18 protein-coding genes, 1 tRNA gene and 1 other annotated feature are annotated in these 25,898 nt (G+C 39.4%); of the genes, 13 read left to right on the top strand and 6 right to left on the bottom strand.

The genetic code is table 11. The features are described 5' to 3' along the window. Nucleotides 1-62: 62 nt before the first annotated feature. Both A6J77_RS00180 and recU read right to left on the bottom strand, forming a co-directional pair. Entirely contained in the window at nucleotides 63-2,504 is a 2,442-nt protein-coding gene (locus A6J77_RS00180) for a transglycosylase domain-containing protein (protein WP_083067544.1), read from the bottom strand. Between the two features lie 30 nt (nucleotides 2,505-2,534). Continuing rightward, the gene (recU, locus tag A6J77_RS00175) at nucleotides 2,535-3,143 is read right to left on the bottom strand and encodes a Holliday junction resolvase RecU (protein ID WP_083067543.1); all 609 of its coding nucleotides are present in this window, start codon (nucleotides 3,141-3,143) and stop codon (nucleotides 2,535-2,537) included. Nucleotides 3,144-3,401: 258 nt separating this feature from the next. On the opposite strand from recU, the gene tig reads away from it, so the two are divergent. Next, nucleotides 3,402-4,682, top strand: coding sequence for a trigger factor (gene tig, locus A6J77_RS00170; RefSeq protein WP_083067542.1), 1,281 nt, complete (start codon nucleotides 3,402-3,404; stop codon nucleotides 4,680-4,682). 128 nt (nucleotides 4,683-4,810) lie between these two features. On the opposite strand, the gene A6J77_RS00165 is transcribed toward tig, so the two are convergent. After that, a complete protein-coding gene (locus A6J77_RS00165) occupies nucleotides 4,811-5,749 on the bottom strand; it encodes a nucleoside hydrolase (protein WP_083067541.1) in 939 nt (312 codons plus the stop codon). A gap of 138 nt (nucleotides 5,750-5,887) precedes the next feature. Then, nucleotides 5,888-7,087: a NupC/NupG family nucleoside CNT transporter gene (locus A6J77_RS00160; protein ID WP_083067540.1), complete on the bottom strand. Its 1,200-nt coding sequence runs from the start codon at nucleotides 7,085-7,087 to the stop codon at nucleotides 5,888-5,890. Nucleotides 7,088-7,324: 237 nt separating this feature from the next. Between A6J77_RS00160 and clpX the strand changes: the two genes are divergently transcribed. The 4 genes from clpX to rpoD all read left to right on the top strand — a co-directional run bounded on the left by clpX (nucleotide 7,325) and on the right by rpoD (nucleotide 12,431). Continuing rightward, nucleotides 7,325-8,581, top strand: a complete 1,257-nt coding sequence (gene clpX, locus A6J77_RS00155; protein ID WP_083067539.1) for an ATP-dependent Clp protease ATP-binding subunit ClpX — start codon at nucleotides 7,325-7,327, stop codon at nucleotides 8,579-8,581. A gap of 85 nt (nucleotides 8,582-8,666) precedes the next feature. Continuing rightward, the gene (gene yihA, locus A6J77_RS00150) at nucleotides 8,667-9,272 is read left to right on the top strand and encodes a ribosome biogenesis GTP-binding protein YihA/YsxC (protein WP_083067538.1); all 606 of its coding nucleotides are present in this window, start codon (nucleotides 8,667-8,669) and stop codon (nucleotides 9,270-9,272) included. 100 nt (nucleotides 9,273-9,372) lie between these two features. Beyond that, complete coding sequence (gene dnaG, locus A6J77_RS00145; RefSeq protein WP_083067537.1) at nucleotides 9,373-11,268, top strand: DNA primase; 1,896 nt, start codon at nucleotides 9,373-9,375, stop codon at nucleotides 11,266-11,268. A 38-nt stretch (nucleotides 11,269-11,306) separates the two neighbouring features. After that, nucleotides 11,307-12,431: an RNA polymerase sigma factor RpoD gene (rpoD, locus tag A6J77_RS00140; RefSeq protein ID WP_083067536.1), complete on the top strand. Its 1,125-nt coding sequence runs from the start codon at nucleotides 11,307-11,309 to the stop codon at nucleotides 12,429-12,431. A gap of 139 nt (nucleotides 12,432-12,570) precedes the next feature. Here rpoD and A6J77_RS09300 read toward each other — a convergent pair whose 3' ends face one another. Then, nucleotides 12,571-12,717, bottom strand: a complete 147-nt coding sequence (locus tag A6J77_RS09300; protein WP_181463276.1) for a hypothetical protein — start codon at nucleotides 12,715-12,717, stop codon at nucleotides 12,571-12,573. Nucleotides 12,718-13,463: 746 nt separating this feature from the next. Between A6J77_RS09300 and carB the strand changes: the two genes are divergently transcribed. The 7 genes from carB (at nucleotide 13,464) to A6J77_RS00105 (ending at nucleotide 24,738) form a co-directional block, all read left to right on the top strand. Continuing rightward, nucleotides 13,464-16,637 carry a carbamoyl-phosphate synthase large subunit gene (gene carB, locus A6J77_RS00135; RefSeq protein ID WP_083067535.1) on the top strand — a complete coding sequence of 1,058 codons (3,174 nt, stop codon included), beginning with the start codon at nucleotides 13,464-13,466 and terminating at the stop codon, nucleotides 16,635-16,637. A 113-nt stretch (nucleotides 16,638-16,750) separates the two neighbouring features. After that, nucleotides 16,751-16,972, top strand: a binding site (T-box leader). A gap of 324 nt (nucleotides 16,973-17,296) precedes the next feature. Beyond that, entirely contained in the window at nucleotides 17,297-18,160 is an 864-nt protein-coding gene (gene argB / locus A6J77_RS00130; RefSeq protein ID WP_083067534.1) for an acetylglutamate kinase, read from the top strand. Nucleotides 18,161-18,175: 15 nt separating this feature from the next. Next, on the top strand, nucleotides 18,176-19,201 hold the full coding sequence (gene argF, locus A6J77_RS00125; protein WP_083067533.1) for an ornithine carbamoyltransferase: 1,026 nt from the start codon (nucleotides 18,176-18,178) through the stop codon (nucleotides 19,199-19,201). Next, the gene (argC, locus tag A6J77_RS00120; RefSeq protein ID WP_083067532.1) at nucleotides 19,202-20,242 is read left to right on the top strand and encodes an N-acetyl-gamma-glutamyl-phosphate reductase; all 1,041 of its coding nucleotides are present in this window, start codon (nucleotides 19,202-19,204) and stop codon (nucleotides 20,240-20,242) included. It abuts the gene before it with no gap. Between the two features lie 24 nt (nucleotides 20,243-20,266). Then, nucleotides 20,267-21,550, top strand: coding sequence for a bifunctional glutamate N-acetyltransferase/amino-acid acetyltransferase ArgJ (argJ, locus tag A6J77_RS00115; RefSeq protein WP_083067531.1), 1,284 nt, complete (start codon nucleotides 20,267-20,269; stop codon nucleotides 21,548-21,550). 9 nt (nucleotides 21,551-21,559) lie between these two features. After that, the gene (locus tag A6J77_RS00110; RefSeq protein WP_083067530.1) at nucleotides 21,560-22,759 is read left to right on the top strand and encodes an acetylornithine transaminase; all 1,200 of its coding nucleotides are present in this window, start codon (nucleotides 21,560-21,562) and stop codon (nucleotides 22,757-22,759) included. Nucleotides 22,760-23,196: 437 nt separating this feature from the next. Further along, nucleotides 23,197-24,738, top strand: coding sequence for an ATP-binding cassette domain-containing protein (locus tag A6J77_RS00105; protein WP_083067529.1), 1,542 nt, complete (start codon nucleotides 23,197-23,199; stop codon nucleotides 24,736-24,738). Between the two features lie 214 nt (nucleotides 24,739-24,952). Here the strand turns inward: A6J77_RS00105 and A6J77_RS00100 are convergent. After that, nucleotides 24,953-25,025 (bottom strand) — tRNA-Thr (locus tag A6J77_RS00100). A 164-nt stretch (nucleotides 25,026-25,189) separates the two neighbouring features. Between A6J77_RS00100 and A6J77_RS00095 the strand changes: the two genes are divergently transcribed. Beyond that, nucleotides 25,190-25,894: a tRNA (adenine(22)-N(1))-methyltransferase gene (locus A6J77_RS00095; protein WP_083067528.1), complete on the top strand. Its 705-nt coding sequence runs from the start codon at nucleotides 25,190-25,192 to the stop codon at nucleotides 25,892-25,894. Nucleotides 25,895-25,898: the final 4 nt, after the last annotated feature.

Here is a 25,898-nt window from a genome sequence, read left to right as displayed (position 1 = left end):
ATAAATAGGGGGTGTGACCTAATTGCCACACCCCCTATAGTCTATTTAGTTATCATGGTCAATTAGGCCGCTTCATCTTCGTCTATCGCATCATCAGAACTTGTTGGACTTGATACTGATGAGGAAGCACTTGGTTGTTCTTCAGTTGTGGATTCAGAGGTTGAAGATTCAACTTCACTTGAAGGTGTCTCCACTTCTGAACTTTCACTCTCACTTGATTCAGATGATTCAATGTCAGAAGAACTTGATTCTTCACTTGATTCTTCAAATGATGATGAAGAACTTGAGCTTGACGATGAAGAAATTGAACTAGAACTAGAACTGCTTGATGATACAGGACTTGAAGATGAAGATGATTGAACAATCGCATTTCCAGAAGCTAACCAATTTTGATAATCCTTATAAAGATTATCATTAGCTAAACCAGTTAATACTTGTGATGATGGTGTTGCATTAGTTGGGAATTCATCTGGTATTGCATCTTTGACTAATTTCACTTCATGTACTGAATCAGGCTGTACCCAATCCGCATTTTCTGAAGTGGTGGATAGGTATCCCATAATTGCTTGGTATAGATAACTTACAATATATCTATCCGACCCATCAATATAGCCAACTTCATCGGTAGAGAATGGATTATCATAACCAGTCCAAATGGATAGGGCGTAATCAGTCGTATAACCTGACATCCAAGTATCAGGTACCGCACTTGAATCAACGCCGAGTTCAGCAGCTTGATCTTCAGTATAGTTTGTTGTACCAGACTTACCTGCTTCAGCTAGACCAGCTGTATGATAGTTAGTAGATAATCCGTATGCGGTATCCGTGAAGTTATCTTTAAGCATATCGGTTACCATATATGCAGTTGACTCATCCATTGCTTGGTTACTTGTTGAATCAATAGTGACTTCTTCACCATCAATCGTTGTGAAGTAATCAACCGCACGAGGTTGGTTATATTCACCGTAATTACCTAGAGTAGCAAAGGAGGCACTCAATTGTAATGGTGTAATTTCACCACCAATAGCGTTTGATTCGTAAACACCATTCCCATCATTTAACACAATCCCCATACCTTGTAGGAATTCATCTACTTGTTCAGTTCCTACTTCTTGCAACAGTTTTAAGGCTGGGATATTACGTGACCCGATTAAGGCTTGGCGAAGAGTAATGGTCCCTTGATACAAGTTATCCCAGTTATTAATTTCATCGCCATTTGAGAACTCATGTTCCTCATCCTCAATGGATGATTCAGTTGAATAGTTTAGATACTCTATAGCCGTCGCATAATCAGCAAATGGTTTTATAGATGAGCCAACGCTTCGCTCTAATTGAGTTGCTCGGTTATAAGACAATTGACCTTCTTGGTTACGTCCACCGTATAGGGCTAGGATATTACCTGTTTCAGTATCCACTAATGATGCTGCAGCTTGCATGTTGTCATTTGTGAAGTAATAACCATCTTCATCCTCGATTGTATGGTAGATTTCAGTCATGGCATCCATATCTAAATGCGTATAGATTTGTAATCCATCTGAATACATATCATACCCAGCTTCTTCCACTTCAGCAGCTACTTCTTGAATATAAGAATCTAGCATAATTGCCGTTTCAGATTGTTTAGTTGACTCAGTGTCAATATCTTGTAAACCATCGTCAATTGGTGTGGCTATTGCCTCGTCGTATTCCTCTTGAGTAATTTTTTCATTATCCAACATCTCTGCAAGTACTAAGTTTCTTCTTTCTTCAGCAGCTTCAGGATCTGAATATGGATCGTAAGCGTTAGGTGCTTGTGGCATACCAGCTAATAGGGCAGTTTGGGCTATTGACAGCTCACTTAAAGATTTACCATAGTAAACTTCAGCAGCAGTCCCCATACCGTAGACACCGTTGGCCATGTAGACTTTATTAATATAAAACTCAAAGATCTCTTGTTTTGAGTAGTCTTGTTCTAATTGAATCGCTAGCCAAATTTCTTGGACTTTACGTTTATAAGTTTGGTCTTCCTCATTTGTTGAAAACGAAGTTAGCTTCACTAATTGTTGGGTTAGGGTTGAACCACCTTGGGCAATGCCACCAGCTTTTAGGTTGGCTAAGAAAGACCCTGCAATACGAATCGGGTCAAAACCGTTATGTTCCATAAAGCGTTGGTCCTCAATCGAGGTAACGGCGTCAAAGGTTGTTTGCGAAATATCACTTTCGTCAACGATTATTCGATCGTTTTGACTAGTTTCATATACAACGTTTCCTTCATTGTCATATACACTAGATGCGATGGTACCGTACAAATCTTCTTCGGTGATTGTAGGACTATCAGAAATCCAGGAATAGGCAATGATTGAAAGGGCTACCCCAACTACTACACCGGCGCCAACAATAGCAAGTAGAATCTTTTTCCAGAGGGCCATGCCAGAACGGTTTGACGAGCCACGCTTACGTTGATTTTTCTTAGGCGATTTTTTATTGTTTTGACTTCGTCGTCTTGAGTTTTGATCTTGACTCATGTTTATCACTCCTAGTAAGTTTATTTAATTTTAAACATTCACTTCTATCATTTTATCCACAGCTGCTAAATAGTCAATTTGAGGTTGATAGCCCATATATACTGAAAATCCTTTTGTCTGTATTTTTTTCAAAGGAATTGCAGTAATATCGTTAGCTAAAAAACTTGTCCAATCTTCTAATAAAGCTGCAATAGGGTATACATAGGCTTCATCACGTTCTTTAAATAGAAAAAGGACAAAACAAATCCCACCATGTTTGGCACAATTTGTCATGTGATCTATTTGATGTTGATGAATATTATGAAGCGGGAACTTGGTTTTAAGATTGGTTTGTTTAGCCTCAAAATCTAGATAGTGCCCTTTATAGATACCGTTATAATCTGTTGTGGAAGCTGTACGATAGTAGGCTTCAGTTATCACAGCGCGACTTCTTTTCGGATAGTCGACTGAAACAACTTGGATTGGTGTTGGCTTTTTGTGAATAATAGCTTTGTCACGCAATAAATACCACTGGTTGGCTTGATTAATCATTTCCTCCAGCTTCATACCACGCTTGGCAAAGTTAGCTTTCTCTTTAGAAGAAGCGGATAGTGAACGATTCGTCTTAGATTGGTAGACTTTACCGTTGGGATACCTCATGATGACCTCCTTCAGAATATGGCTCAAAAAAATGAAACCGTATTTACCCTATTTTATCCTATTTAGGACTAATACCATAGTTTTAACACGGATTTTAATATAAAAACAAGAATTATCCTCTCTTATAGTATAACATTAATGGCATTTTGGCTCATTAACTAGACAATTCGCCAGTTTTAGTGTAGTATTTTATGATGTTAAGATTATGCATAAATACGTAATCGATTAGTAAATATAACTAGAGTTAGGGGAATTTAAATGTCAGTAAATTATGAACAAACATCAACAAACGAAGGTATTTTACATTTTACCGTAGCAAAAGAAGATGCAGCGCAAGCTAAGAAACAAGCTTTTAACCGTATTAAAAAAGATGTATCTATCCCAGGTTTCCGTAAAGGGAAAGTAAACTATCAAATGTTTGTAAAAATGTTTGGGGAGCAATCTTTAATTGAAGATGCTGTAAACATCGTTTTACCAGAAGCTTATACAAAAGCTGTTGAAGAATCAGGTTTAGAAATTGTTACTCAACCTCGTTTTGATATCAAATCTGCTGAACCAAATGCTGACTGGGAATTAATTGCATATGTTGCAACAAAACCAGAAGTCAAATTAGGTCAATACAAAAACCTAACTGTTGCTAAGCAAGAAGTTGAAGTAACTGAAGAAGAAATCAACGACCGTTTATCTGCAGCACAAGCTAACTTAAGTGAATTAGCTTTAAAAGAAGGCGCTGCTGAAACTGGTGACACTGTGGTTATTGACTACGAAGGTTTCCAAGATGGTGAAGCATTTGCAGGTGGTAAAGGTGAAAACCATTCATTAGAATTAGGTTCTGATTCATTCATCCCTGGTTTTGAAGACCAATTAGTTGGTGTTAAAGAAGGCGACGAAGTAGAAGTTAACCTTACTTTCCCTGAAGAGTACCATGCAGATGAATTAGCTGGTAAAGATGCTACATTCAAAGTTAAAGTACACGAAGTGAAAACTAAAGAAGTACCAGAATTAGATGACGAATTTGCTAAAGACGTTGATGAAGAAGTTGAAACTTTAGACGAATTAAAAGAAAAATACCGTAAAGAATTAACTGAACAAAAAGAAGCGGCAGCTAAAGAAGCTCGTGAAGAAGAAGCTTTGCGTTTAGCAGTAGAAAACGCTGAAATTACTGACTTACCACACGAGATGGTACATGAGGAAGTTCACCGTCAAATGGATCACTACTTAAACGAAATGCAACGTTCAGGTATCTCTAAAGAAATGTACTTCCAATTAACAGGTACAACTGAAGCAGACTTGCATACTCAATTCGAACAAGATGCTGACACTCGCGTGAAAACTAACTTGATTCTTGAGCAAATCGTTGAAGATGAAAACATCACTGCTGAAGTTGAAGATGTAGAAAAAGAAATCGCTACATTAGCTGAAACTTACGGCATGACAGTTGAAGAAGTTAAAAATGTTGTAACAGAAGATATGTTGAAAAATGATATTGCATTGAAAAAAGCAATGGCATTAATCACTGACACTGTTGAAGAAGCGTAAGCTTTATTATAGTATTCAAACGTAAAGCCAAGGAGGTGACTCCTTGGCTTTTTTCTTTCATTTATAAACGGCAAAATGGATACAAAAAAACCGAGCCTAGGCTCGGTTTTTGCATTTATTTTGGTTGATCAGAATGCTTTTGCAACGGTTTCTAAGAAGTGTTTATTGTATCCTTCAGCGTCAACGCCCAAAGCAACAAATACATTGGGTTCTTCCTTGCTGTTTAAAGCGGCTTGATCTTGAACTAAGCGACCTTCTTGTTCACCGTACAGGCTCTTAATGCGGAAGGTTTCACCAGTAACCCAGTCACTATTAAGGGCAACAGAGACGGCTAATGGATCGTGTAAAGCACAACCTGTTAGGTCTGCGTATGAATTCGCATATGCCTTGAAGTAGTAAGTCACAATCTTATGGAATACTTGTGCAGCTTCAGACATTTCTAACCAAGGCGCGATATCAGTGTCTGTGATTAAGGTACGTAAAGTAACATCTAAACCGATGACTTTAATTGGTAGGCCAGAATCAAAGACAATGTTATTTGCTTCAGAGTCTTTCCAGAAGTTTGCTTCTGCAAATGGACTCACATTACCTGGAACTGTTAATGCACCACCCATAGAAACAATCCCTTTGATTTTTTGCATTGCAGGTAAGTCTTTTTGAATTGCTAATGCTGCATTTGTTAAAGGACCAGTTGTCACTAAAACCAATTCTTCGCCGTATTTGTTGGCAGATTCGATAATGAAGTCAATAGCGTCTTGGTCAGAAATATTGTTACCAGCTGGTAAGTCGATGTTACCTAAACCGTTTAAACCGTGGAAGATACCAGAAGCTTCCTCTTGGATGTAATCTTCGCTTGCACCAATTTTGTGAGAAGCACCGCGGAAAACAGGTATGTCTTCGCGATTTAATAATTTTAATACGGCAGAGGCATTATGTACACACTTATCTACTTCAGCGTTACCGAAGACAGATGTAATCCCAATGACTTCAGCATCCTCTTCACCTAGAGCTAGGGCAATAGCCATTGCGTCATCAATACCAGTATCAAAATCTAAAATTAATTTCATATATAACCCCCCTATATAGTTGGATATTTCAACATCTTATCCTAAACAAAGTATAAGGCATTGTCCTTCAAATTGGTAGAAGAAAGACAATGCCTTATGGAAGATTATTTAATTATCCTTGGTATGACGGCTTCAATATTAGAAGAAGAAACCAACGATTGTTGCAGAAATCATTGAAACTAAAACAGAACCAACGATTAAGCGCCATGTGTTGTTTGCCACAACTTTTGCTTGTTTAGCAGACATGATTTTGACAGAAGCAATAATCATACCAACAGTTGCGATGTTTGAGAATGAGATAACGTATGTTGACATCATAGCCATTGTTTTCTCTGTAACTTGTCCTGCAACCGCTTGAACCTCACCTAAGGCCACAAATTCATTGGTTAATAATTTAGAAGCCATGATTGAACCAGCACTTACGATATCCGCGCTTGGAATACCCATAATATATGCAAGTGGAGAAAAAACGTAGCCTAAAATAGTAAAGAAATCAATACCAAATACCAATGTAGCTAATGAATTAAGGAATGTAATTAAAGCTGTAAAACCAATTAGAGAACCAGCAATTGCTAAGGCAATTTGGAAACCACTAGAAATATAGTCACTTAACACAGAGAAGAAGTTCTCATCATCAATACCTTCGTTTTCTTTAGCTTCTTCAATAGGATTAAAATCTACTTGATGTGTTTGAGGGTTATAGGGGGTCATCAGTGAGACGATAATAAACGCGGCGAAAACATTCAATAGAATAGCAACCACTACAAATTTACCGTCAACCATTTGCATATAAGAAGCAATCGTTGTAGCAGATACACAAGATAGCCCCATTAACACAAATGTAAAAATTTGTTCAGGTGAAAATTTATCAATATAACGTTTAAGTGTAATTAGACCATTCGATTGACCAAGCATAGCCATGATGATAGCAATGTATGACTCATTTTCTCCCATACCAGTAATTTTATTAAGGATTTTACCGATATATTTAGCGATAAAAGGTAAAACGTTAATGTATTGAAGGATACCAATTAATCCAGAAATAAAAACAATTGGCATTAAAACATTTAGGAAGAAAATCCCGTAGCTTGTAGCGCCTTCCCCAAAGACAAATTCAGTACCACCATTTGCTTGTAAGATTAACCAGTTAAATAATCCTGATACACCCTCCAAAATGGCAATCCCAAAGCTTGTTCTTAAACCGATGAAGGCTAAGACAAACATAATTACTAATAAAATCCCTACTTGCTTAATACGGGCGTTCTTACGGTCTTTACTAATTAATAAAGCAATAAGTCCGATGACAATTAGACCGATGATTCCGCGAATAATACTCATAGTTATCTCCTTTTCTTATTCATATTTTTGCACCGCTAATCATTATAAAATATTGCCAAGTAAAATACTAGTTAATTTTAATAGTATTTCCGAACAATAAATCGGTTACAATTCTAATCAATACATCCATTATATGATAAAAGTATAGAAAGCTTTAGAATGAAGACTTTTAAATTGACTTGAAGTCAAGAATTTGGCACAATAAGGTGATGTAAAAGGGAAAGGAGAACGGATAGCATGTATAATGATGATGAACAAACAACGATTCACTGTTCTTTTTGTGGCAAATCACAAGATGAGGTAGACAAAATCATCGCTGGACCTGGCGTGTATATTTGTAATGAATGTGTAGCACTATGTCAAGAAATCATTGATGAAGAAGTTAATCAAGAACGACAAGAATCTTATACAATGGTTGAACCACCAAAACCAACTGAAATTCGTTCCATCTTAGATGATTATGTTATTGGTCAAGATCAAGCTAAAAAAACTTTATCAGTAGCAGTATATAACCACTATAAACGTATTTCTTCTAATAATGAAATAACAGATGATGGGGTATCTCTACAAAAGAGTAACATTCTGTTAATGGGCCCAACTGGTTCAGGTAAAACATACTTAGCCCAAACTTTAGCACGTATTTTGGATGTGCCATTTGCGATTGCAGATGCAACGACACTAACCGAAGCCGGGTATGTTGGGGAAGATGTTGAAAATATTTTAGTTAAATTAATGCAATCAGCAGATTTTGACGTAGAGCGTGCCCAAAAAGGGATTATCTATGTAGATGAAATCGATAAGATTGCCCGTAAATCAGAAAACGTATCAATTACCCGTGATGTTTCTGGTGAAGGTGTACAACAAGCCTTACTGAAAATTTTAGAGGGAACTGAAGCGAATATTCCACCACAAGGTGGTCGTAAACATCCACATCAAGAATTAATTCAAGTGGATACAACAAATATTCTCTTTATCGTAGGTGGTGCCTTCGATGGTATCGAACCAATTATTAAAGAACGTCTTGGTGAAAAAGTTATTGGTTTTGGTAATTCTTCAAACAACCACATCTTGAACGACAATGATGCGATTATGCAGCAAGCCATTCCACAAGACTTACAAACATTCGGGTTAATACCTGAATTTATTGGCCGTTTACCAATTATGGCTAATTTGAACAAGTTAACTAAAGATGATTTAGTACATATTCTAACACAACCAAAAAATGCCTTAGTGAAACAATATCAACAATTATTGAAGATGGATAATGTAGAACTAACCTTTACAGATGAAGCTTTAGATGCCATTGCACAAAAAGCTTTAGACCGTAAGACGGGGGCTCGTGGGTTACGCTCAATTATTGAAGAAGCGATGTTAGAAATCATGTTTGAAATACCTTCACGTGAAGATGTTTCTAAGGTGATCATTACTGAATCAGTGATTAATGATGATATTGAACCAGATTTATTTGACTTAGAAGGCGAAAAAATCGCTTAAGTATTGACAATAGTAGCAGTGTATTAAATACAATGGGAAAGACTGGGCTTAGTCTTTCCTTTTTGCGTCAGAAAGGGGATTTTTCATGGACGTACATAACGTTGAGTTTCTGATATCTGCCGTAAGGCCTGAACAGTATCCAGCACCCGTTATTCCAGAAATTGCGCTAGCAGGACGGTCAAATGTTGGGAAAAGTTCATTTATCAACACAATGATAAACCGTAAAAAATTGGCTAGAACGTCAAGTAAACCGGGGAAAACACAGCAACTAAATTATTATCAAATTGAAGATTTATTTTATTTTGTGGATGTTCCAGGTTACGGTTATGCCCGCGTGAGCAAGACAGAAAAGGCTAAATGGGGCGAGATGCTAGAAACCTATTTTGCTAGCCGTGAAAATCTAGTTTTAGCACTTCTTGTAGTAGACTTCCGTCATAAACCGACAAAAGACGATATTCAAATGAAAGAATTCATGGATTACCATGGTGTGCCTTATTTTGTTATTGCAACGAAAACAGACAAAATTAAGAAGAGCCAATGGAATAAACACTTGAGTGATATTTATAAAACATTAGAATTAGAATCAATCGATCAAATCTTACCATTCTCTGCTGAAACTAAGGATGGCCGCGATGAAGCTTGGGAAATTATTCAGGGCGTTTTAGATGGCGAATTTGAAGTTGAGGAATAAGATTTACTTCTGCTCAAAGAATATGTCCATAACGATTGCATTTTGATTTGGTTTCCGCTATATTTATTGTGAGTTTTTGCCGGCAAAAGTAGGTGATTAATTGGCGAATTTTATTCCAGAAGAAGTCATTAATGAAGTTAAGAACAATGTAAACATCCTTGATGTTACCAGTCAATTTGTTGACTTACAAAAAAGGGGGCGGAACTATTTTGGTTACTGTCCATTTCATGAAGAGCGTACGCCTTCGTTCACTGTAAATGAAGATAAGCAGATTTTTCACTGTTTTTCTTGTGGTCGAGGGGGTAATGTTTTTCGTTTTATGGAAGAAATTGAAGGCTATTCCTTCCCCCAAGCTGTCCAGAAGGTAGCGGAAGCTGGGAATGTTTCGGTGTCTTTCGATTGGTCAGCCATAGATGATGGCCAGCAAAAGACCAATTATTCAAGTGCGCAAAACCGACTCATCCAAATTCATGAAGAATTAAGGCAATTTTACCATTATTTATTGATGAATACGGAAAATGGTCACCCAGGACTAACCTATCTATATGATCGTGGTTTAAGCAAAGAAACGCTTGATGCCTACCAAATTGGTATCGCACCTGAAGATGGGCGCTTAGCTGCACAACATCTGTTAAACAAAGAATTTACCATTGAGGAATTGCAACTTTCCGGTATATTTGTAGGCGACCAAGACCGGTTAAAAGATAGATTTGCTGGTCGGGTTATGTTCCCACTGCGAAATCCGCAAGGGAAGACTGTTGGTTTTTCAGGGAGAATCTTGCCTGGGTCTAACCATTATGAAAGTCATCCTGATGCAGCCAAGTACTTGAATAGTCCTGAGACAGAAATATTCGAGAAAAACACTTTCCTATTTAACTTGGATTTAGCTCAAAATGAAGCCCGAAGAGCCAGAGAGCTCGTTTTATTTGAAGGTTTTATGGACGTCATAGCCTCACACAATGAAGGTGTAGGCAATGGGGTTGCATCTATGGGAACTAGTTTAACAAACAACCAAATCAAGGCTATTGAACGAACAAGTAAACAGGTCTTAATTGCCTATGACGGAGATAAACCCGGTCAAAAGGCGACCCTTCGAGCAATTAAATTGATACAAGATCAAAGTAGTCGTTTGAAGTTGAATGTTCTAGCTTTCGAACAAAATCTGGACCCTGATGAATTTATTCAAAAGTATGGTGGCGAGCGGTATGTCAATTTTGTCTTGAACAAAAGGTTGAGCCCAATCCATTTCATGAGAAATTACTACCGTAAGGAATTTTCTTTAGATACGGATAATGGCAAAATTCAATTTATTAATGTCATGCTAGAGGCGATTGCAAAAATTCAACAGCCTATCGACCGTGATATTTATGTAGGTGAAGTAGCTGAGGATACTGGTGTATCCAAAGATACCTTATTACAACAATTAGACAGCCAGTCAGCCAAACAGCAAAACCACCAGTCCTACCAGGAACAAGACCAAGGCAACCACCATCATTTTTCAGGGAATAGTCATTCAGAAGTCGGATTACAAGCAGCACCTAGTAAGAAAAAGTCACAACTTGAAAAAAGTGAATTGCTATTACTGTACCGTTTACTCTATAATAGTGAAACGTGGTTGCTAATAGCGAATAGGGACTTTCATTTCCAATCTAGTGAGGTGGAAACGGTCTATATGCTATTATCTGATTATAGAGACAATCACCAAGATATAGATGGAGAGATTGATCCGGGAGCTTTCCTACAAGCCTTGTCAGGTGCTGAAGAACAGCGCTTGGTTGCTGAGGTGATGAATCTAGAAGTCGCCCCAGATATTGGCGAAGGTGAAGTAGAGGACCTCATATACAATATTCAAATTAAAGGTAATATCGAGCAAGAAATGCAATCTTTAGACGACGAAATTGCTTATGCAAAATCGGTAGATGACTTTGCACAAATTGGCATTTTAATTAAAGAAAAAATTGATTTGTTGAAGCAAATAAAAAGTCGGGTTAATTAAACTATTTTAAATTTTAATTTATGTAAGGAGCGAATTGAATGGCAAAGAAAAAAGTGGACGGCGTAACACTTAACCAAGCTACAAAACAATTAATTGCTGAGAGAAAAATACTTGGTACAATTCAATATACTGATTTAAGCGATAAAATCGCACAACCTTTTGAGTTAGACGATAAAGGCATGGATGGCTTGATCGAGAAATTCGAAGATCAAGGTATTGCAGTTGTGGACGAAAATGGCGAACCGACAATGCGTCAAATGGATAAAGAGGCCGATAAAGAAGCAGAAAAAGTGAAGAAAGAGGAAGTAGATCCTACTTCTGTAGCTTCTGATGTTAAAATTAACGACCCAGTTAGAATGTACTTGAAAGAGATTGGACGCGTAGAATTATTAACTGCAGACGAAGAGGTTGCTCTAGCACAACGTATTGAACAAGGTGACCCAGTAGCTAAGCAAGAATTAGCTGAAGCCAACTTACGTTTGGTTGTATCTATTGCTAAACGTTATGTAGGACGAGGAATGTCATTCTTAGATTTAATTCAAGAAGGTAACATGGGTCTGATGAAAGCTGTTGAGAAATTTGACTACCATAAAGGGTTCAAATTCTCAACTTATGCGACATGGTGGATTCGTCAGGCAATCACTCGTGCGATCGCTGACCAAGCGCGTACAATCCGTATTCCAGTACATATGGTTGAAACCATCAATAAATTAGTGCGTATCCAACGTCAATTATTGCAAGATTTAGGACGCGAACCAACCCCAGAAGAAATTGGGGCGGAAATGGACTTACCAACTGAAAAAGTACGTGACATTCTAAAAATCGCTCAAGAGCCAGTTTCATTAGAAACACCAATTGGTGAAGAAGATGACTCTCATTTAGGTGATTTTATCGAAGACCACGATGCAACTAGTCCTGCTGACTACACGTCTGCAGAATTGTTAAAAGAACAATTAAACGAGGTATTAGATACTTTAACAGACCGTGAAGAAAATGTTTTACGTCTACGTTTCGGTCTAGAAGATGGTCAATCTAAAACATTGGAACAAGTTGGTCAACAATTTGGCGTTACCCGTGAGCGTATCCGTCAAATCGAGGCGAAAGCATTAAGAAAATTACGTCACCCATCTCGTTCAAAACAATTGAAAGACTTCTTAGAATAAGCATTAACTATAAAAAAAGCAGCCAAGTGGCTGCTTTTTTTATGGCCAAATTTCTCAACAATTAAGCTTCGTAATTCAACTGCCGTTTAACGGCGTACTTATCACTTAACATTCCATATCTAGGGGACCAATCTGTCGCTTAAAAGAGAACGATAACTTCGATGGCGTCTTTTTCTAAATTAGCGAAGTAAGTTTGGAGCTGGTCAAGATCATCTGACATAATAGTGACTGATACATCGTTAAAGTCGGGCTGGTCTTCGCTTGGAAATTCATCTGAGAATAACAATCGTTGGCCATATGTTTCTAGGGTTCCATGCATCAGATAATAGGGAAAGGATTGCGGTAATTGACCGGGATTTTTAGATCTACCATTGAACCATATTCAACTGAGGCTAATATCTTCCCGTCAAGCTTTTCTCGATAATAGGTCATTGCGTCTTTTGCTTGTCCCCAGAAAAATAGGTAAGGAATAATGTCTATGATTTCACACCTTTAATTGTGCCTGTGTGCACTAATTTTAGCAAATTCTGCCAATGAGAAGAAAATTTAAATCCTAAATCTTACCGCTTACCAAAAAAGTAAATGACGAAATGGACTAGAATAAGTACAATAAAGACAAATATTGTACCTTTACGTATCTTTAAAATGTTTTTTAAAATGATTTGTTTTTGACTGCTTATATAGAAACAAATGGGTTTTCGCTAAAATTTATTGAGTAAAAATGAGAAAAAAATGATTTAATTTTTATTTTTTGTTTGACCTAGCATTGAACATACCGTAAAGTACGTCAAAGGAAAAAATACTGCGCAATCAAAACAAGCAGATGACAAGTTGCCTTCAAGGATAACCATGGGTCAATTTATGTCTGTGAAAGATGAAAGGGTAAGTATATTAATTTTAATAAAGCCAATCGAAACCGATGTTTTTAATAAAATCCCATAGAATACAGGCATTTTGCTTGAATTCGGGGCGTTTAAAGAAATTGGTGGATTTGGTGTGCAATCGATAGGTCATTAGAAAAGGGGAAAAATTATGCCAAAGAGAACAGATATTCACAAAATTCTAGTTATCGGATCTGGGCCCATTGTTATCGGGCAAGCAGCCGAATTTGACTATGCTGGTACTCAAGCGTGTTTCGCTTTAAAAGAGGAAGGATACGAAGTTGTCCTAATCAATTCGAATCCAGCGACAATAATGACTGATCGTAAGATGGCGGATAAAATATATATCGAGCCAATTACTGAAGAAATGGTTTCTAAAATTTTATACGAAGAAAAACCAGATGCCATCTTACCATCCTTAGGTGGGCAAACTGGTTTGAACATGGCGTTAACCTTAGATGCTTCAGGTATCCTTGAAGAGTTAGGTATTGAGTTAATCGGTACCAACCTTAAAGCGATTGACCAAGCGGAAGACCGTGAGTTATTTAAAAACTTGATGACTTCAATTGGGCAACCTGTTCCAGATTCAACAATTGTTCATACAGTTGATGAAGCGGTTGATTTTGCCAATGAAATTGGTTACCCAATCATTGTTAGACCAGCCTTTACCATGGGTGGATCTGGTGGTGGTATCTGTGAAGATCAAGCGTCCCTAGAAAAAATCGTTAAGAACGGTTTGATTTTATCGCCTGTTACCCAATGTTTAATCGAAAAATCAATTGCTGGTTATCAAGAAATCGAATATGAAGTAATGAGAGATGGCGCTGGTGATGCTAAAGTCATCACTTCGATGGAAAACTTCGACCCAGTTGGTGTACATACGGGTGATTCAATTGTGTTTGCCCCTAATCAATCACTTGATCAAGCACAAAATGACTTGCTGGCTGATGTAGCCATTAAAATTATTCAAGCCTTAGAAATTGAAGGTGGCTGTAATGTACAACTTGCCTTAAAACCTGATACGCAGGAATACTACATCATTGAGGTAAACCCTCGCGTATCTCGTTCATCAGCCCTAGCTTCAAAAGCGACAGGTTTCCCCATTGCCAGAGTAGCAGCTAAAATTGCAGTAGGGTATCGTTTTGACGAATTATACAACCCTTACACTGAAACAACTTTTTCCGAATATGATCCAAAAAATATCACTTACACTGTTGCTAAAGTACCACGTTGGTCAAACGACAAGTTCAAAAATGCAGATAGAAGCTTAACGACGCAAATGAAGGCAACTGGCGAGGTGATGTCACTAGGTCAATCGATTGAGGAAGCCTTGTTGAAATCAATCCAATCGCTTGATAACGGCCATTTACACTTATTCGATGTGGATGCTGCTAAAGCGTCAGATGAGAAGATTTTAAAAGAAATTGTGGATGTGAAAGATGACCGTATCTTCTACCTAGCAGAAGCGATTCGTCGCGGTATGACTGTAGAAGAAGCTGAAAACTATACGAAAATCCGCCCTTTATTCCTACAAGCCATTAAACATATCGTGGATATTGAAGCGGCGCTTAAAGATCAGCCGCTAGATAAAGATGTGGTGGCAGAAGCGAAATTAAATGGTTTTGATGATCAAACAATTGCCCAACTTGCTGGTACAAGTGCTAGTCAAGTGAAGGCTATAAGAGAAGCGCACGACATCAAACCAAACTTTGTCCCTGTAACCATTTGGGGAATGGGCGACTACGGTGAGGCGGGCTACTACTTCACTTCTTATGACGGCCAAAACAAAGAAAAAACGGCTACCGATAAAGAATCTGTTTTAGTATTAGGTTCTGGACCTATCAGAATCGGTCAAGGGATTGAATTTGACTACGCAACCGTTCACTGTGTGAAAGCCTTGCAAAAAGCTGGTTACGAAGCCTTGATTATCAACTCCAATCCTGAAACAGTTTCAACCGACTTCTCAATCTCTGACAAGTTATTCTTTGAACCAGTTACTTTTGAAAATGTGATGGCTATTATTGAACGTGAGCAACCAATCGGTGTCATGATTCAATTCGGTGGTCAAACTGCTATTAACTTGGCGAATGACTTGAAAGAAGCTGGCATCCAAATCCTTGGGACATCAGTTGAAGATATGAACCGTGCCGAAGATAGAAAATTATTCGAACAAGCTTTAAATCAATTAAATATTGCCCAACCAGAAGGGGATACTGCGCTATCTTTAGAAGAAGCCCTAGCTATCCCAGAAAAAATTGGTGGCTATCCAGTACTGGTTAGACCGTCATTTGTCCTAGGTGGTAGAGGAATGGAAGTGGTTTATGACGAAGAAAACTTAACCACTTACATGAATGACGCCTTGATTGAAAGTCATAAATTAAAACACGAAGCGCCAATCTTGATTGATCACTATGTTCAAGGGATTGAAGTGGAAGTGGACGCCATTTGCGACGGTAAGGATGTCTTTATTCCAGGAATCATGGAACATATTGAAGCCGCTGGGGTTCACTCAGGTGACTCGATGGCTGTTTTCCCCACACAAAGATTATCACAAGCTGTTATCGATCAAATTATTGACGAAACCATTAAAATTGGAAATGGCTTAGGTACTATTGGTATGGTCAACATCCAATTCATCGTGGAAAATGACAAGGTCTTTATTATCGAAGTGAACCCTAGAGCGAGTCGTACAGTGCCATTCTTATCAAAAGTAACGGATATTGAAATCGCACAAATTGCTACGAACGTGATTATGGGGACTAGCTTACAAGCGCAAGGCTATACTAGCGGGGTATTCGACTATACTGACGACCAAGTCCACGTGAAAGCACCAGTCTTCTCCTTCACTAAACTGAACGGCGTTGATCCAGCGGTTAGCCCAGAAATGAAATCAACTGGTGAAGTGATGGGGTCAGGCAAAACATACGCCCTTGCCCTACAAAGAGCCTTTGAAGGAGCCAACATTCAAGCAACTGAAGAGGGTGCGATTGTCTTCAATTTGTTTAAAGCAGATTTAGCGGAAATTGAAGCGGACTTGACCAAGTTGCATAAAGCAGGTTACTCGCTAGCAGTCTACATCAATGATGCAGATGAAAAGCATGAATCAGAAAACTTTACAGTATTTTCAAATACAGATGAACTAAACCAATACATCACTGAAAACGATGTGCAATTAGTGGTCGATACAACGGGTAATGTGCCAGGTTATGAAAAAGGGTTAGCGACAAGATTGACTGCCATCAGCCAATTGGCGTCACTGTTCACCCACTTAGATACCTTTAAGGCCTATACCAAAGTCTTAGACGAAAAAAGCGGTCGTGACTAAGGTTTAATGACTTTTGTGCAAGACAGTGATACAAAAAATATATCACTAACTTAAAAATATTCTGATAAAATATTTGACTTTATCATTATTTCCTAATAAAATAACAGAAATATTAAAGGTCAAGTATGAAGAGAGTAAGTGGTGATTGGATTCACAGCGAGTTAGGATAGAGTGGAAGCCTAATATGACGACAACACTGAACCGCACTTCATGGATAAATTAGTGAACGGCAGTAGCTAATTTCGCTGATGCAGCGTTAACAAAATCGAGTGAATTCAATTGCTTGTCAATTTGAGTTAACTAGAGTGGTACCACGGATAAGCCTCGTCTCTATGTTCTATTTGAACATGGAACGGGGCTTTTTTATATATAAATGAATCGTAGATAAAGAAAGTAAATTGGGGCATATGCCAAGCGAAGTAGTGATGGTGTGAGACTACTGATATCAACCAATTGAACCGCGCTTTAAAGATTTCTTGTTAGGTTGAAAAACTGAACAAGGACGTGGTGTCCACGTTAGGATGAGAGATGGCCATTTTCCGGTGATTAAAATCAATGGACAATCAAATGATGGCTAAGTAGAGTGGTACCGCGGTTTAACGCCTCTATATTTGCGAGATGCAGATGTAGGGGCGTTTTTGATGAAATGGAGGAGAAAAATGATAGAGATTAGTAAGCAAGATATTGAAAAGGCAGATATTTTAATTGATTCATTGGCCTATATTAAAGATTTTCACCAAAAGATTGTGGTGATTAAGTACGGCGGGCATGCCATGATTTCTGAAGAAATGCGGCAGCGGGTGATTTCAGATATTGCTTGGCTTTCATACGTTGGGATGAAGCCGATAATTGTCCACGGTGGTGGGCCAGAAATTAACCGAATGCTTGAAGTGCAAGGAGTTGAGCCACAGTTTATTAATGGTTTGCGGGTGACTTCAAGTAATGTGATGCGGACGGTTGAAATGGTCTTAACTGGTTTGATCTCACCGAATTTAACCACCATGTTGAATGAGGAGGGCGTTTCGTCAGTTTCAGTTTCTGGTAAGGACAATAAAGTCATGGAAGCTGTGAAGAAAGATGAATCCCTTGGGCTAGTTGGCCAGGTGACCAACGTCAACACGGACTATCTCCACCAAATGTTAGATGATAATATGCTTCCAGTGATTTCACCCATCGCTTATGGACCCAAAGGTGAGAGCTTGAACATCAATTCGGATGAAGCGGCCGCTGCGATTGCTTCAGCATTAAAGGCTGAGAAAATGATTTACCTGACCGATATTAATGGCATCTATGAAGATCCAGCTGACCCATCAACTTTATATTCCGTAATGTCTGCTGACCAAATCCAAGAAGCAATTGAAAACAAGATCATTACTGGTGGCATGATCCCTAAAGTGGAAAATTGCTTGGGTGCCATTCAATCGGGCGTCCATTCTTGCCAGATTATCGACGGCACTATTCCCCACGCTATTATCTTAGAATTATTTACTAAAAACGGCATTGGCACTATGATTACAGCTTAAAAAGGTGGTTTACACATGAACTTACAAAATAAAAACTTTTTAAAATTACTGGATTATACGAGTGCAGAAATCGATTTCCTAATCGACTTCGCCTTGCATTTAAAAAAATTGAAAAAGCGCAACATTCCACATGAATATTTAAAAGGCCAAAATATTGCCTTATTATTTGAAAAATCTTCCACTCGAACCCGGGCAGCCTTCAGCGTAGCAGTCAACGATCTAGGTGGCCATCCTGAATATCTTGGGTCCAACGACATCCAACTCGGTAAGAAGGAATCTGTTATCGACACCGCAAAAGTCCTTGGCTCAATGTTTGACGGCATCGAATATCGTGGTTTTGACCAGGATGCAGTCGAATTATTAGGCGCCCACGCTGGTGTACCAGTTTGGAACGGCTTGACCGATACCTGGCATCCAACCCAAATGATTGCAGACTTTATGACCATTAAAGAGATTTTTGGTTCTTTAAAAGGTCACCACTTAGTCTATCTAGGTGACGGTCGTAACAATATGGCCAACTCTTTAATGATTGCAGGTGCCAAGTTGGGCGTTGACATTACCATTGCGACTAGCCCACAATTACAACCTGAACAAGCCATTCTTGAAATCGCTCAAGACATCGCCAAAGCAACAAATACCAAAATTACGATAACTAACAATCCAAGCCAAGCAGTGAAAACGGCTAACATTATTTACACAGATGTCTGGGTGTCAATGGGTGAGGAAGCGACCTTTGAAGACCGGATTAAGCAATTAATGCCATTCCAAGTCAACAAACAATTGATAGACCAAGTTGAGACAGCGAATTTCATTTTTCTCCATTGCCTACCTGCCTTCCATGACGCAGAAACCACTTACGGCCAGCAAGTTTTAGCCCAATACGGTTACCAAGAAATGGAAGTGACAGATGAAGTCTTCCAGGCCGATTACGCTAAACAATTCTTACAAGCAGAAAATCGCTTGCACTCAATTAAAGCTATCATGGCAGCTACAAACGGCAACTTATTTTGGCCAAACAGTAATGACAAAGGAGGCGATTAGGTGATTAAAGTAGGAATTATCGGGGCAACTGGCTATACAGGTGAAGAATTAATCCGCTTGTTGGTGACCCGTCCAGATATTAAATTAACCACTTTAACTTCAAGGAAAGAAGTTGGGACCAAGGTCCAAGACTACTATCCGCATTTCAATGGCTTAATCGACCAAGATTTTGTGGCCTATGACCCTGACCAAATTTTCGACCAGGTAGAAGTCCTATTCTTATGTCTGCCGCACGGGATATCCATGGAAATCGCGAAAGCAGCCCAAGCGCATGACGTCAAGGTGATCGATTTGGGGGCGGACTTTAGACTTAAGGATAGCCAAGTCTACCAAGAATACTATGGTATTCCACAAACAGAACCTGATTTACTTGAACAAGCCGTTTACGGTTTGCCTGAGCTTTACGCAACCGACATTCAAAAAGCTGATTTGATCGCCAATCCTGGCTGTTTCGTGACATGTAGCTTGCTCGCACTATTGCCAGTAATTAACCAAGATTTCATTCGAACCGATTCAGTAATTATTGACGCCAAAACAGGTGTCTCTGGGGCAGGCCGGTCTGCCAAGGTAGCCAACCTGCTCACTGAGTTAGGCAATAACTTTTACGCCTACAATCCAATGGCCCACCGCCATATACCTGAAATCGAGCAGACTTTAAACAATGTCACAAAAAAACCAGTTACAGTACAATTCACTCCGCACTTGTTGCCAACAGAACGGGGCATTCATGCCACTATTTACTTGGACTTAACAGATGACATTACTGAAGGCCAAGTCCGTCAAATCTACAGAGATTACTACCAAGACAAATACTTTATTCACATTCTAGGCCAAGACCAATTGCCACAAATTAAAGCGGTTCGGGCCAGCAATTTTGCCCAAATCCAAGTCAAAGTCGATCAAAGAACCAACCGGTTAGTGATTTTTGCCGTCATAGACAACCTAGTAAAAGGTGCAGCTGGGCAAGCCATCCAAAATATGAATCTAATGTTTGGCCTAGACCAAACGACTGGGCTTACCCAAGCTCCAATCTTCCCTTAACCATTAATGAAAGGAGTCACACACATGTCTGAAAGCCAATTAGCAACGACGACAACAACAACGACGACTACTACCAATCATTCAACAAGTCACCAATCTAGTAAAGCCATCCCCGGTGGTCTTTGTGCCATTGAAAATGTCTGGGTGTCTGGTGTCCACTCGGGTTTTAAACACCGCAACAAAGATTTAGCCCTGATTTATTTTCAAAAGGGGGCTACCATGGCGGCCGTCTTTACTAAAAATGCCATTCAATCTCACCATATTAAATATGATAAAAAACGCCTGAATGAACAGGCTACCTTTAAAGCCATTATGATTAATTCCGGAAATGCCAACACATTTAACGGGCCAACAGGTGACACAGACGTCCAAGCGATGGCCAATAGCCTCGCTAAAAAGCTAGCGATTAAACCCGATGAAGTGTTGATTTGCTCCACTGGGGTTATCGGTGTGCCAATGGATTTAACCGATTTTGACGACAAAGTAGACCTTTTAAGTCATAATCTAACCGACGGTGATTCGATTCAAGCAGCTGAAGCCATTATGACTACGGACACAAAAATTAAGCAAGCAGCTATTGCCTTTGAAATTGAAGGGCAGCCCGTTCACCTAGCGGCCATTGCCAAGGGGTCAGGCATGATCCATCCAAATATGGGGACTATGTTGTCTTATATCGTGACTGATTTAGACCTAGGCCAAGCAACCTTACAGCAATTACTGAAAGAGTCTGTTAACCAATCTTTCAATAAGATTTCAGTTGACGGGGACACTAGCCCCAACGATACCGTGATTTTAGCTTCTACCAACAAGGTTTCTGTAAAGCCAACTAAGCAAAATATATTGATTTTCCAAGAGAAATTGACGGAAATCTGTCAAATGATGGCCCAAGAGATTGTGGCCGACGGGGAAGGGGCAACGAAATTTGTCACTGTTGCTGTGAAAGGTGCTGCGGGTCAAGCAGACGCTGAAGCGATTGCCAAGCAAGTGGCGACATCGTCCCTTGTGAAAACAGCTGTTTACGGGCAAGACGCTAACTGGGGCCGGGTATTATCAGCCATTGGCCAATCCCAGCCAGACTACCTCGACCCAGCCAAGGTTCAAATCAGTTTCATTTCTGAAAAGGGAGAGATTTTAACCTGTAAGAACGGCCAAGGGCTAGTATTTGATGAGGATTTAGCCTATGAAATCCTATCTGAAACAGAAATTACCATCCATATCGATTTAGGCCTCGGCAATAGTAAGACCACCGTTTGGACCTGCGATATGACTGAAGATTACATCAAAATTAACGCCGACTACCGGAGTTAGGAGGAGCATATGACGACACAAAATCTAAATACGCAAGAATTGATAGCATTAGGACAAGAAGTCACCATGCACACCTTCAACCGCCAGGAAACTGTCCTAGTCAAAGGTCAAGGTGCTACTATCGAAGACCTTAATGGGAAAAAGTACATCGATTTCATTTCTGGCATCGCCTGCAATGTATTAGGCCACGCCGACCAAGGATTCGTCGAATACATATCTAAACAGGCAGGCAATTTGATCCATGTGTCTAACCTTTTTTGGAATGAGAATGGGATCAAACTAGCCGAAACATTAAGCCAAGTTTCAAATCTTGACAAGACTTTCTTCGCCAATTCTGGTACAGAAGCCAATGAAGCGGCCATTAAACTGGCCCGTAAATGGGGGACTGAAACGAAGGAACCGGATGCTTTTGAAATTATTTCTATGAACCAATCCTTCCATGGTCGGACTTTGGCCAGTTTAACAGCTACCGGCCAAGAAGACATGCATACTGCTTTTAAACCACTGCCAGTCGGCTTTAAATATGTGGATTTTAATGACGTTAACGCTTTAAAAAAGGCTGTTAACAAGAATACTTGCGCCATTTTGCTTGAGGTCATCCAAGGAGAGGGTGGGGTCAATGCCATTACGCCTGAATTCATGTCTGCTATCAACACACTGCAAAAACAAGAAAATGTCCTCGTGATTGTAGATGAGATACAAACAGGAATTGGCCGTACTGGAACTATGTTCGCCTTTCAACAAACCGCCTTAAGTCCAGATATCATCACCCTAGCTAAAGGGTTAGGTGGGGGCATACCAATCGGTGCTGTAGTAGCAAAGGACCGGGTGGCCGACCACTTTCAACCAGGAGACCACGGCACTACCTTTGGTGGTAATCCATTAGCTACAGCAGCGGGCAATTATATCTTGTCAGCCATTGACAACCAAGAACTATTGAAAAATGTGAAGGTGATATCTGCTTATATCAAGGATCAAGTGCAATCCTGGCAGTCACCTATAATTGAAGAAGTTCGTGGTCAAGGGTTTTTGATTGGGTTGAAAGTCACTAAGCCAGTAGCCCAAGTGATTGCGGCAGCAGCAGACCAAGGTTTACTAGTGACTTCAGCTAAGGACAACGTCATCCGTTTACTACCCCCATTAAATGTCACAAAAGATGTGGTAGATCAAGCTTTAGCTAAGTTGAAAACGGCTCTTGAGCGTGAATAAGGCTAGTAGATACCTATAAGAATGTCCTTCTAAATGATATCTTATAGGTTGACATACCCTCAATATCCTGGTAAATTGCTTTTATAACATAACAATTTCAAAGAAAGGTCAGGTATCCAGTCCAATGAAGTTATAATCCTACTTTATTTAAAATAGTGAGCGAGAAAAAACACCGATAATAGTGTTGGTTTAACCTCGCCTATTTTGGTAGGATAAAAAACTTTGGACGGATACTATCGACCTTTCTTTTTGTGTGCATTTTTATCATTGAAGAAAGTTTCACGAAACATGTAAGTGGGCCTATATCTAGGGTATACAATAGACCTAGATTGGGTTGGCATCGTCATTTTTCAAGTATCCATGTTCAACATTTGTCCTACTACAGAACAAATTAGTAGGGCAATTTTTGTGCCCAAAATAATAAAGGAGGCACATATATGTTACAAATTAAACACTTAACTATGACGCAAGCTAGCACTGTATTCACCATAATTGACGACTTATCATTTGTGGTAAACCCTGGTGATAAGGTCGCAATTATTGGCGAAGAGGGCAACGGGAAATCGTCGATTCTAAAATATATTGTCGGGGATGAAAGCATCCAATCTTATCTTGAAATTACCGGGCAAATGACCAATCATTTTACCCAGTTGGCTTATTTACCCCAAGCTATGGCAAATGAGGACCTAGCAAAGTCATTGGAAAATTATTTTTTCAGGGGTCGGGATTACGCAGATGTGGATTATCAATTGCTCTATCAACTGGGTAACCGGCTAAACTTTGATGTGGAACGGATTTATGACCAACAGTTAGTGGGAGACCTGTCTGGAGGTGAGCGGATCAAGTTTCAGTTGATTGACTTGCTGATGGATGAGCCAGATCTGTTGGTGATGGATGAACCATCTAATGATCTAGATGTCGAAACCAGTCTCTGGCTTGAAAAGTTTATTCAGCAAAGTGACTTGGCTATGATTTATATCTCCCATGACGAGTTGTTGCTTAAACGAACCGCCACCCATATCCTCCATGTAGAAAGATTGACCAACAAGTCGACTGCCCGGTCAACATTTGTAAAGGCCAGCTACGAAGATTACCTAACCCACCGTGACCAAGAGATGTCCAATCAGGAGAATTTAGCCAACAAGCAGCGGGTAGAAGACCAAAAACGGATGGCGAAGTTTAACCGCGTGCACGATTCAGTAGACCACCAATTGAACAATACCAAGGATTCTACTGCAGGACGACTTCTTGCTAAAAAGATGAAAGCTGTCCAATCTATGGACAAGAGATTTGAACGCGAACGGGCCAAATTTGTGGACCATCCGATTAAAGAAGCGCCCATTCATATTGAATTTTCTAACGTGAACCCTTTATCCAAGAGCCAAGTGGTCGTGCACTTAGACGACGGTCAAGTGACCGTTGATGACCGCACATTAGCCGACAATCTGCAACTAACTGTCAAAGGTCAAGATAAAATCGGCATTATTGGCCCTAATGGTATTGGCAAAACGACTTTCCTTCGTCAACTTTGGTGTGATTTAAAAGATGCTAAAGGCCTCCAAGTGGGCTACATGCCCCAACAATACAGTGAGGAAATTCCTGATGACCAAACCCCTATCGAATTTATGACTACCAGTGGGGACAAGGAAGAAAGAACGCAAATCATGACTTATTTGGGTAGTCTCCGCTTTTTACCTGAAGAAATGGACCAACCAATAGCTTACTTATCCGGTGGGCAAAAGGGAAAACTTATCCTAGCCAGTTTGGACCTTAAAGGATACAATGTCTTACTCTTAGATGAACCGACTAGGAATTTCTCAGCTTCTTCTCAACAAGAAATCCGTACGGTTTTCAATGATTATCCCGGCGCTATCATCACCGTTTCCCACGACCGACAGTTTTTAAAATCAGTGTGTGACACAGTGTATGAATTAAGTTCTGAGGGGTTTCAAATCGTTGACCATGTCAATCAATGGTAAAAAATGAAAATGTAGTGAAAACTTTCATGGCATAATGGAAGGGCAACCGGATGCTGGCTGATATAAAAAAGGCAGGTCCGGTATTTTTTGGAGGGGCCTACATGCGTTTATTTATTTAAAGTCGCCCCTTGAGAAAACCGTGTAATTCATTACATGGATGAATCAAGTTCTAGGGCGACCGTCATTGTATTCCGTTAATTGATCAATATAATTATGCCGAATGCAAGAATCGAACTTGTGACCCCCTCATTACGAATGAGATGCTCTACCAACTGAGCTAATTCGGCGAAAAGTATTAAATTTCCTTTTCTAAAACATAAAATATTGTACGCCTAAAATTTTTCCTTGTAAAGTAAAAATTATCTTGTTATTTTATGAGGCAAATCCCTAAAAAATACCTGAATCTTTGTTATAATTGTTCTGTATTGAAAACGAGTGGAGAAGATAAATTATGAATGTAAATCACTTATCAGACCGACTAGCATCGGTCGCAACTTTTGTGAAAGATGGCGCGCGGCTGGCAGATATTGGATCAGACCACGCGTACTTACCAACCAATTTGGCTAGCCAAGATAAAATCACTAGTGCGATTGCTGGTGAAGTTGTGGCGGGTCCTTTCCAGTCTGCTCAACAAGAAATTGCCCGTCAGGAATTAGGGCATATGGTTGAAGCTCGACTTGGCGACGGCTTAGCAGTTATTGGACCAGCGGACCAAATTGACACCATTACCATTTGCGGTATGGGTGGGGCTTTAATCGTGGATATTTTAGCGCAAGGTTTAATCGACGGTAAATTAGCGACTAATCCACGTCTTATTTTGCAACCAAATGTGGCAGAAGACAAGGTCCGTCAATGGTTAAACAAGCATTCTTATGAGATCGTTGATGAAGCGATGATTGCTGAAAATGGTAAGTTCTATGAAGTGATTGTGGCGGATTACCGAGACAATCTCCAACAAGAATTGACCAGTGATGATATTTTATTCGGTTTATTTAACAAAGAGAAATATGCAGCTATTTTCCAGGAGAAATGGCAATTAGAATTGAAACGGACAAACTATATATTAGACCAACTAGAACAAGCCAATAACCGCGATGAAAACAAGATCGCTCGCTATAAAGAATTGAAGGCAGCGATACAAGCACAATTAGCTTAAGGAG

The organism is Aerococcus viridans (genome assembly GCF_002083135.2).
Lineage (GTDB): Bacteria > Bacillota > Bacilli > Lactobacillales > Aerococcaceae > Aerococcus > Aerococcus viridans_C.
Note: the sequence above shows the minus strand (reverse complement) of the source record. Positions and strands in the feature narration are given on the sequence as shown.